This is a genomic window from uncultured Microbacterium sp. (genome assembly GCF_963521645.1).
Taxonomy (GTDB): domain Bacteria; phylum Actinomycetota; class Actinomycetes; order Actinomycetales; family Microbacteriaceae; genus Microbacterium.
The window spans coordinates 1-8,431 of sequence record NZ_CAUQVQ010000102.1 but is presented as its reverse complement, the minus strand read 5'-3'; the positions used below and the strand labels follow the sequence as shown (position 1 = coordinate 8,431).

Below are 8,431 nucleotides of genomic sequence, written 5' to 3'. Positions count from 1 at the left end.
GCCCACCCTCAGTTGGCACCTCCTGACGCCACCCACGCCCCAGAGCGACAACAGGCGCCACACCACGAGCCGAGCCGTGCCACCCCGCCCGCGCCGACAGGCCGTGCGCAGCGTCAGGCGACCTGGTCGCCCCTCAGGGCGGCGAGCTCGCGGCCGTAGGTTCGCGCGTCGGACTCGGCGTTCTCCTTCAGCTCGCGGGCCGTGTCGGCGAAGGCGTCGAGCGCAGGATTCACGCCCACCAGGGTGAACGGACGCTCCACGACGCGCAGGTCGAGACCCCAGACGTCCTCGAGCACGCGGCGCAGCCAGCCGGTCGAGTGATCCCAGCCCTCCTTGGGCGTCCCGGGCGCGTAGTTGCCGCCGAGCACGGTCACGAGGGTCGCCGGCTTGCCGCGCAGCGCGGTGCCCTGCGGATCGATGCGCGAATCGGTGTAGGCCAGGTCGAACCAGGTCTTGAAGTGCTGCGAGACGCCGTAGTTGTACAGCGGCACGGCGAAGAGCAGAGCGTCCGCGCCGATCAGCTCGTCGGCGAAGGTGCTCGCGAGTGCGCGCACCTCATTCTGTGCGGGAGTGCGCTGCGCCTCGTCGACGAAGCCGCCGGTCACGGCATCCGCCCAGGCCGTGGCGGGCACGGGGTCGGCGGCGAGGTCGCGGCGGGTGACCGTGGAGTCGGGGTGTGTGGCGGTCCACTCGGCTTCGACGAGGTCGGCGAGCGAACGGCTGGCGGACGACGCGGGGAGGATGCTGGCATCCAGGCGGAACAGGGACATGGCCATACCTTTCGTTTTTCGTAGTCGCTCTGTTTTTCTTAGCGACTCGCGTTAACGTAGCACAGTACAATGGACGCATGGCCGAGGTCGACGAAGAGGCGCACGTGTGCGATGCCGCCGTCACACTGGCCTTCAGCGTGCTCGGCAAGAGATGGAACGGCATGATCGTGTCGTCTCTGGGCAGCGGTCCCTCGACGTTCGTCGCGCTGCGCCGCGGAGTGTCCGGCATCAGCGACACAATGCTGTCCGATCGGCTCGCCGAACTCGCGGATGCCGGTCTCGTGGCGCGCTCGGTCGACGCCGGACCGCCCGTCACCGTCTCGTACGCGCTGACCGACAGCGGCCTCGGGCTGCTGCCGATCCTCGACCAGCTCGGCACCTGGGCCTCGGCCAACCTCGAGATCCGCGCACGCTGACGCGGCCCCGGCCCCGGCCCCGGCGGATGCTTTCGAATCGCTTACTTTGCAGAAATCGCGGCCCAGAATCTGCAAAGTGCGCGATTCGAAAGTTCAAGGGGGGACGGCGACATCCCCGGCCGAGGCAGGGCGACCGAGGGTCACCAGGGGCTGGGCTCGTAGTCCTTCAGGAACACGCCGTGGATGTCTTCGCCGGCCTCGCCGCGCACGATCGGGTCGTACACGCGAGCTGCTCCGTCGACGAGGTCGAGAGGCGCGTGGAAGCCCTCTTTGGCGAGGCGCACCTTGGTGTAGTGCGGACGCTCGTCGGTGATCCACCCCGTGTCGACGGCGGTCATCAGGATGCCGTCGGTCTCGAGCATCTCCCCCGCGCTCGTGCGGGTGAGCATGTTCAGCGCGGCCTTCGCCATGTTGGTGTGCGGGTGCCCGGGTCCCTTGTACCGGCGCGAGAACTGGCCCTCCATCGCCGAGACGTTGACCACGTACTTGCGGTTCGCCGACGAGGCGGCCATCGACGCGCGCAGCCGGCTGATCAGCAGGAACGGCGCGGTCGTGTTGGCCAGCTGCACCTCGAGCATCTCGAGCGGATCGACCTGGTCGATCGACTGCACCCAGCTGTTCGTGCGGTTGACGTCGGGCACGAGACCGCCCGCGTCGATCGCGCTGCCGTCGGCGTGCTTCTCGAGCGACGACGATCCGGGGGCCATCGCGAGCCGCGCGAGGTCTTCGGCCGTCAGCGCCTGGCCGCCCTGCTCGGCAACGGTGCCGCCGAGGGCCGCGACCGACAGCAGCGGATGCGCGTCGACCGACGCCTGCAGCGCCTGGGGATGCGGGTCGGCGGTGTGACCGAAGGTCTCCATCTCGGGCAGCGGCCCGTCGGGGAGCGGCTGCAGCTCGGCATCCGCCAGCAGCGAGTACGCACCCGGCGAGCGCCGCACGGTCTGCGCGGCGTTGTTGATGAGGATGTCGAGCGGGCCCTGAGCCGCGACCGAGTCGGCGAGGCCGATCACCTGCGCGGGGTCGCGCAGGTCGATGCCGACCACGCGCAGCCGGTGCAGCCAGTCGGCCGAGTCCGGGAGCGCCGAGAACCGGCGCACCGCATCGCGCGGGAAGCGGGTCGTGATCGTGGTGTGCGCGCCGTCGCGCAGCAGCCGCAGAGCGATGTGCATGCCGATCTTCGCCCGGCCGCCGGTGAGCAGCGCGCGCTTGCCGGTAAGGTCGGTGCGGGCGTTGCGCTTGCCGTGGCTGAAGCGCGCGCAGTCGGGGCAGAGCTGGTGGTAGAACGCGTCGACCACCGTGTAGGGCTGCTTGCAGATGTAGCAGTTGCGGGGTTTGAGCAGTTCGCCCGCGATCGGGGCGTCGACGACGCTGCTCGCGAGGTCGTGTCCGCGGGTCTCGTCGTCGATGCGGTCGGGCGCGCCGGTGGCCGTGCGGGCGACGACCGCCTTGTCGGCCTCGGCGATCGCGTCACGGATCTCCTTGCGGCGCACGCGCTTGACCGCCTTGAACATCGCGGCAGTCGCATGGCGCACGGCGACGAAGTCGGGATGCTCGTTGTCGATCTGGTGCAGTTCGGACAGCACCCGCAGCGTGGTGGCCAGGTCTTCGGGGTCGATGCCGGGTCCGAGGTCGGGTGCAGCGTCGGAAGGGGCATCGGTCATTGTGCCGATTTTACGCGAGGTATCTGGGATCTCGCCCTCCGCCCGACGCCGAGGCTCTCCGACGGCGCCCCGGACCGTGCTCTCCTCAACGTCGGAACCCCGGCGTAGGGTCGGTGCATGAGCAGCCACACCGAACTCCGCGGCATCGTCCCCTCCTACCTGCTCGCGCGCCTCGCCGAATCGGGTCGCTACCCGGGCGCCGCGGCTGCCGCTCGGCAGACTCTGACGGCGGGGCGACCGCCGTTCCGCACGCGACTCGACCTGTCGATCGATGAGAACGGCGACCTCGTCGCGGAGATCTCCGACGCCCCGAACCGCACGATCAGCGACGCCGGCAACACGCAGAACCTTCCGGGGGCGGTCGTGCGCACCGAAGACGATCCGCCCGTCGACGACGAGTCGGTGAATCAGGCCTTCGACGGCCTCGGTGCGACGTTCGAGATGCTGCTCACGGCGTTCGGCCGCAACTCGCTCGACGATGCCGGTGCTCCGCTCGACGCCACGGTGCACTACGGCGTCGACTACGACAACGCCTTCTGGGACGGCCGGCGCATGGTGTTCGGCGACGGAGACGGAGAGGTGTTCGTGGGTTTCACGACCTCGACCACGGTCATCGGTCACGAGCTCGCGCACGGCGTCGTGCAGTACAACGCGAACCTCGAGTACCAGGGGCAGCCGGGTGCGCTGAACGAGTCGATCGCCGACGTGTTCGGCGCGCTCACCGAGCAGCATCTCCTCGGGCAGAGCGCGGCCGAAGCGACCTGGCTCATCGGGGCCGAGATCTTCACGGATGCCGTGCAGGGCAAGGCACTTCGGTCGATGATCGAGCCGGGCACGGCCTACGACGACGACGAGCTCGGCAAGGATCCTCAGCCGGCCCACATGAGCGACTTCGTGCGCACGACGGAGGACAACGGCGGGGTGCACATCAACTCGGGGATCCCCAACCGCGCCTTCGCCCTGTTCGCGATCGATCTGGGCGGCAACGCCTGGGAGACCGCGGGCACCGTCTGGTATCGGGCACTCACCGGGGGGCTGTCGAGCACCGCGAGCTTCACGGACTTCGCGGATGCGACGGTCGCTGCGGCATCCTCCGTCGACGAGGCCACGGCCACAGCCGCTCGACGCGCGTGGACGACCGTGGGAGTCTATGAAGATGAGCGAGTCCCCCGCACCGACTGATCCGAAGGTCGTCATCGCGGTGGTGCGCACGGGCGGCATCGCCGGCATCCGACGTCAGTGGCGGGTGGAACCCGACCCCGCGGATGCTCCCGAATGGCTCACCATGGTCGACAGCTGCCCGTGGGATGCCGACGGAGATCCCTCGACCGGCGCCGATCGGTTCGTGTGGCTGATCCGCGTGCACACTCCCTCGGAGGAGCGAGAGCGAGAGCTGCCCGACTCCGCGCTCGCCGGGCCGTGGCGCGATCTCGTCGATGCGGTGCGCGCGGCGGCGAAGGGGTCAGCCTCGTCGCGGTGATTCCAGGGAGCGCGGGGGCACACCCCGGCCGCGCCGTGCTCGACCGCGCGGGCCGGCGGGAGCATCCTCCCGAACCGGGCAATCCGGTGTGAATCCGGCTGTCGAGGCGAGCATCCGGGTGAGAATGGTGCGCATGGGTCTTTTCCAGCAGCGCCCCGAAGAGCAGGACACCGAGTGGGCTCTGCCCTCTGAGCCGATCGAGCGCGCGGAAGCCGAAGTGCTCCCCACGACGCCGACGGTCGACCCGCTGTCTCTGGGCATGGGGCTGGAGTCGGGCGGATCTGTGACGTCGATCGTCTTCCCCGCCGCCCCGCCGGCACCCGAGGCGGTCACGGCTGAGGATCGCGAGCCGGAGGACTGACGTCCACCCGGGTGCGGGGAAGGGCCTCAGGATGCTCTCGCTGCAGCCACTCCATGAGCTTCTCGCGCACCTCGCAGCGCAGCGTCCACTGGTCGTCGGAGTCCTTCGACGACATCACGAGGCGCACCGTGACGAAGCCTCCCTGCGCGTCGGTGACCACCGCACTCGACGAGCGTCCGTCCCACGCCGGTGACGCCTCGACGATGCGCTGGAACTCCGCACGCAGCTCACCCATGGGAACCCGCCAGTCGAGATCGAGATACACCGTGCCGAGGATCTTGTCGGAGCGGCGCGTCCACGTCTCGATCGGGGTGGTCGTGAAGTAGCTGCACGGCACGACCAGGCGCCGTTCGTCCCAGATGTACACGACCACGTACGAGAGGTTGATCTCGCCGATCCGGCCCCACTCGCCCTCGACCACCACGACGTCACCCACGCGGATCGCATCCGTGAACGCGACTTGCACGCCCGCGATGAGATTGCCGAGGATCGACTGCGCCGCAAGGCCCGCGATGATGCTCACGATGCCCGCGGATGCGAGCAGGCTGGTGCCCACCGCGCGCATCTCGGGGAACGTGAACAGCACGGTGCCCAGAGCGAGCACGGCGATCGTCACGAGCACGAGGCGATGGATGACCAGCAGCTGCGTGCGTCGGCGCCGCGCCTCCGGTCCGACGAGCAGCGTCTCCTCTCGGGAGATGAGACGCTCGAAGCCGAAAGAGACCGCCGCCGCGAGCAGCCACGACCCCGTCAGGATCGTGCCGATCAGGAACAGCCTCGACAGCGCCGGCCACCACGTCTGCATCGCGGGCTCCGTGGTCGCGACGGCGATCCAGATCGCGACCACCGCGGTCGTGGCGATCATGGCGTTGCGCACTCGTCGGGCGAGCTCGCGCACCCACGGCACGCGACGGCTGACGAGGGCCGAGACGAGGGCGAGCAGCGCGAGAGCGGCGGCGGCGACGATCAGCGCGATGGCGACGGCCGCCGCGGTGCCGACCCAGGGATCCCATTCGAAGTCGGTAGGCATCACTCCACACTATGTCGGGGGCATGGCAGACGCGAAAGCCGCGGAACAGGCCGTGTCGCCCGTCGCGGCTACGGTGGGAGGATGACGATCACCGCCGCCGCAGACGGCTCCGCCCTGGGCAACCCCGGCCCCAACGGCTGGGCCTGGTACATCGACGACGCCAACTGGGCGGCCGGCGGATCCCCGCACGGCACCAACAACCAGGGCGAGCTGCGGGCCGTGCTCGAGTTGCTGCAGGCCACCGCGGGCATCTCGGAGAAGCTGCTGATCGAATGCGACAGCCGGTACGTGATCGACTCGGTGACCAAATGGATGCCGGGGTGGAAGCGCAAAGGCTGGCGCAAGTCCGACGGCGGCGCCGTGCTCAACCGCGATCTGCTCGAGGGCATCGACGAGGCGATCCGCGGGCGTGACGTGGAATTCTCGTGGGTCAAGGGCCACGCGGGGCATCCGCTCAACGAGGCCGCCGACGAACGTGCGAACGCCGCCGCGAAGGCCTACCAGGCTAAGCAGGAGCCGCGTCGGGGCCCGGGCTTCACGATGGCGACGGATGCCGGGGCGTCGGTCGCCGCATCCGCCCCGATCGCCGCGGCATCCGCCCCGGTCGCTGCAGCATCCACCTCTGACGCCGGCGCGGGAGCGACCCCGGTCGTGGCGCCCGCGGTCGCCGAGCCGCTCTGGGCCGAGGCATCCGACCTGCTCGACGGGCTCTACGCGCCGGTCGACGACCCGATCGAGGTGCGGCTGGCCCTCACGAGCGACGAGCACGCCCGCCTGCGCGACCGCGCCGAGGCGCAGGGCGTCACGCTCGAAGAGGCCCTCCGCCGCCTGATCTGACCCGCCCCGCGCGTACACTCGCACCATGGCGAAGAATGTCGCACGCACGGTCGGTCGGCTCGCGCTCGGGTCTTTCCTCGTCTTCGCGGGCGTCTCGCACCTGACGTTCGCACGCGATGAGTTCCGAGCTCAGGTGCCTGACTGGGTGCCGCTCGATCCCGATGTGACTGTCCTCGCATCGGGCGTCGTCGAGGTGGGTCTGGGCACCGCGCTTCTCGTGGCCCGCAAGCGCCGCGGACTGGTCGGCATCATCACGGCCCTGTTCTTCGTCGCAGTCTTCCCCGGCAACATCGCGCAGTGGACCGAGCACCGTGATGCCTTCGGCCTCGACACCGACATGAAGCGCTTCGTGCGCCTGTTCTTCCAGCCGGTGCTCATCGCGCTCGCGATCTGGTCGACGCGCACTCGGCGCCGCGATGCGGAACTGACCCCGGAGGCGTGAGCGCCCGGTGCGGGGTCACTTCGGCACCGGACACAGGCGGATGCGGTGCCAAAGTGACCCGGCAGCGGAGCGGCGGTGCCAAAGTGACCCGGCAGCGGAGCCGGGATGCGTCGACGACCCGCATCCCGGCCGCTGTGCGGAACCTCGACCGTCAGACCGTGAGCAGTTCGCGCTCGAGACGGTCGTACGACGCCTCCATGCCGTCGGCCATGCCGGTGGCGAGGATCATGTCGCGCGTCTCCTTGTCGGGGTACTCGATGTAGAGCGTGATCAGCGTCGCGCCGTCCTCCTCGTACAGGTTGAGGTCGTTCAGCGTCTCGACCGGCATCCCGATCATCCGCTCGGTCTGCACCGATCGGCGGGGCGCGTCGATGAGCAGAGCCTCGCCCTCGAACCCGAACGGCTCGCCCTCGGTGTCACCCACAGGCGCCCACGAGTTGCGATAGGTCTGCCCGACCTCGGTCGCGACGGTGCACTCGGTCATCTCCCACCCGTCGGGTCCGAGCAGCCACTTCTTCATGAGTTCGGGCTCGTTGTGGGCCTTCCAGACCAGCTCGCGCGGACCCTCGACCAGACGCGTGATGCGCACGTGGGTGTCGTCGAGCAGTTCGACCTGCGTGCCCTTGCCCTGGGCGTAGTCGCGCAGGTCCTGCAGCACGGCGTCGAGCTGGCTCATCGCGAGCCTCGTGCCCTCGACCGCACCCATCGCGACGATCTGCTCGAGCGCGTCGGCGGTCGCGAAGTGGCTCGTGTTGACCATGCGGGTGCCGTCTGCCGTCGACTCGAAGGTGAAGGTCATGCGCATGGAGGGCAGGTCGGCGTCGGGCGTGCCCTGCTCGTCGGCGAACGCGTCGAGCACCTCGAAGCTGTGCGGAGCGTCGATGCGCAGGAACTCCCATGTCCCCGACGCCTTCTCGCCGCGCGGGCCGTGCATCGTGTAGTTCGCCTTGCCGCCCACCGTGTGGTCCCAGGCGGTGAAGGTGGCCGGCCATCCGGGAGGTCCCCAGAACCGCTCGAGCTGACGCGGGTCGCTGTATGCGTCCCACACGCGCTCGATCGGTGCCGCCAGATCGGCGACGACGGTCATCGTGAGGTTCTCGGCATCGGTTACGACGTCGGTGACAGGCATTGTCAGGCTCCTTCTTCGTTTCGTGGATCTTCGGTGCTGCTATCAGTGGTGGGCGCCGGCTTCTCGGCCAGCAGGTCGTCGAGTCGGGCGATGCGGGACCGCCACAGCTCTTCGTATCGGGCGAGGAGCGCCCTGGCGCGGGCGATCATCTCGGGGTTCGCGCGGACGAGCCGCTCGCGTCCCTCGGCGCGCTTGACGATGAGGTCGGCCGCTTCGAGCACGGCGACGTGCTTCTGCACCGCGGCGAACGACATGTCGTATTCGGAGGCGAGGGTCGAGACGGACTGCTCCCGCTCGATCGTCCG

At 69.5% G+C, this 8,431-nt stretch carries 11 protein-coding genes; 6 read left to right on the top strand and 5 right to left on the bottom strand.

The features are described 5' to 3' along the window. Positions 1 to 113 precede the first annotated feature (113 nt). Positions 114 to 770, bottom strand: coding sequence for an NAD(P)H-dependent oxidoreductase (locus tag RWO82_RS14280; protein ID WP_314428197.1), 657 nt, complete (start codon positions 768 to 770; stop codon positions 114 to 116). Between the two features lie 77 nt (positions 771 to 847). Between RWO82_RS14280 and RWO82_RS14275 the strand changes: the two genes are divergently transcribed. Continuing rightward, a complete protein-coding gene (locus tag RWO82_RS14275; protein ID WP_314428196.1) occupies positions 848 to 1,186 on the top strand; it encodes a helix-turn-helix domain-containing protein in 339 nt (112 codons plus the stop codon). A 140-nt stretch (positions 1,187 to 1,326) separates the two neighbouring features. On the opposite strand, the gene RWO82_RS14270 is transcribed toward RWO82_RS14275, so the two are convergent. After that, on the bottom strand, positions 1,327 to 2,847 hold the full coding sequence (locus RWO82_RS14270) for an SDR family NAD(P)-dependent oxidoreductase (protein ID WP_314428195.1): 1,521 nt from the start codon (positions 2,845 to 2,847) through the stop codon (positions 1,327 to 1,329). 117 nt (positions 2,848 to 2,964) lie between these two features. Here RWO82_RS14270 and RWO82_RS14265 point away from each other — a divergent pair, with 117 nt between their 5' ends. From RWO82_RS14265 to RWO82_RS14255, 3 genes are all read left to right on the top strand, one after another. Next, the gene (locus tag RWO82_RS14265; RefSeq protein WP_314428194.1) at positions 2,965 to 4,029 is read left to right on the top strand and encodes a M4 family metallopeptidase; all 1,065 of its coding nucleotides are present in this window, start codon (positions 2,965 to 2,967) and stop codon (positions 4,027 to 4,029) included. Next, positions 4,004 to 4,327, top strand: coding sequence for a protealysin inhibitor emfourin (locus RWO82_RS14260; protein WP_314428193.1), 324 nt, complete (start codon positions 4,004 to 4,006; stop codon positions 4,325 to 4,327). The genes RWO82_RS14265 and RWO82_RS14260 overlap by 26 nt, the downstream gene beginning before the upstream one ends. 133 nt (positions 4,328 to 4,460) lie before the next feature. After that, entirely contained in the window at positions 4,461 to 4,688 is a 228-nt protein-coding gene (locus RWO82_RS14255; protein WP_314428192.1) for a hypothetical protein, read from the top strand. Here the strand turns inward: RWO82_RS14255 and RWO82_RS14250 are convergent. Next, positions 4,657 to 5,718, bottom strand: a complete 1,062-nt coding sequence (locus RWO82_RS14250) for a mechanosensitive ion channel family protein (protein ID WP_314428191.1) — start codon at positions 5,716 to 5,718, stop codon at positions 4,657 to 4,659. The genes RWO82_RS14255 and RWO82_RS14250 overlap by 32 nt on opposite strands. 81 nt (positions 5,719 to 5,799) lie before the next feature. Here RWO82_RS14250 and RWO82_RS14245 point away from each other — a divergent pair, with 81 nt between their 5' ends. Together RWO82_RS14245 and RWO82_RS14240 are read left to right on the top strand one after the other, a co-directional pair. Then, a complete protein-coding gene (locus RWO82_RS14245; protein WP_314428190.1) occupies positions 5,800 to 6,555 on the top strand; it encodes a ribonuclease H in 756 nt (251 codons plus the stop codon). A 25-nt stretch (positions 6,556 to 6,580) separates the two neighbouring features. Further along, the gene (locus RWO82_RS14240) at positions 6,581 to 6,997 is read left to right on the top strand and encodes a DoxX family membrane protein (protein ID WP_314428189.1); all 417 of its coding nucleotides are present in this window, start codon (positions 6,581 to 6,583) and stop codon (positions 6,995 to 6,997) included. A 151-nt stretch (positions 6,998 to 7,148) separates the two neighbouring features. On the opposite strand, the gene RWO82_RS14235 is transcribed toward RWO82_RS14240, so the two are convergent. Continuing rightward, positions 7,149 to 8,126, bottom strand: a complete 978-nt coding sequence (locus RWO82_RS14235; RefSeq protein ID WP_314428188.1) for an SRPBCC family protein — start codon at positions 8,124 to 8,126, stop codon at positions 7,149 to 7,151. Between the two features lie 2 nt (positions 8,127 to 8,128). Beyond that, positions 8,129 to 8,431, bottom strand: a 303-nt coding sequence (locus RWO82_RS14230; protein WP_314428187.1) for a helix-turn-helix domain-containing protein, incomplete at its 5' end; no start/stop codon positions are given.

Bases quoted from the DNA above. Each gene is read 5' to 3' on its own strand.
- RWO82_RS14280 (WP_314428197.1), bottom strand. From the start codon at position 770: ATGTCCCTGTTCCGCCTGGATGCCAGCATCCTCCCCGCGTCGTCCGCC.
- RWO82_RS14275 (WP_314428196.1), top strand. From the start codon at position 848: ATGGCCGAGGTCGACGAAGAGGCGCACGTGTGCGATGCCGCCGTCACA.
- RWO82_RS14270 (WP_314428195.1), bottom strand. From the start codon at position 2,847: ATGACCGATGCCCCTTCCGACGCTGCACCCGACCTCGGACCCGGCATC.
- RWO82_RS14265 (WP_314428194.1), top strand. From the start codon at position 2,965: ATGAGCAGCCACACCGAACTCCGCGGCATCGTCCCCTCCTACCTGCTC.
- RWO82_RS14260 (WP_314428193.1), top strand. From the start codon at position 4,004: ATGAGCGAGTCCCCCGCACCGACTGATCCGAAGGTCGTCATCGCGGTG.
- RWO82_RS14255 (WP_314428192.1), top strand. From the start codon at position 4,461: ATGGGTCTTTTCCAGCAGCGCCCCGAAGAGCAGGACACCGAGTGGGCT.
- RWO82_RS14250 (WP_314428191.1), bottom strand. From the start codon at position 5,718: ATGCCTACCGACTTCGAATGGGATCCCTGGGTCGGCACCGCGGCGGCC.
- RWO82_RS14245 (WP_314428190.1), top strand. From the start codon at position 5,800: ATGACGATCACCGCCGCCGCAGACGGCTCCGCCCTGGGCAACCCCGGC.
- RWO82_RS14240 (WP_314428189.1), top strand. From the start codon at position 6,581: ATGGCGAAGAATGTCGCACGCACGGTCGGTCGGCTCGCGCTCGGGTCT.
- RWO82_RS14235 (WP_314428188.1), bottom strand. From the start codon at position 8,126: ATGCCTGTCACCGACGTCGTAACCGATGCCGAGAACCTCACGATGACC.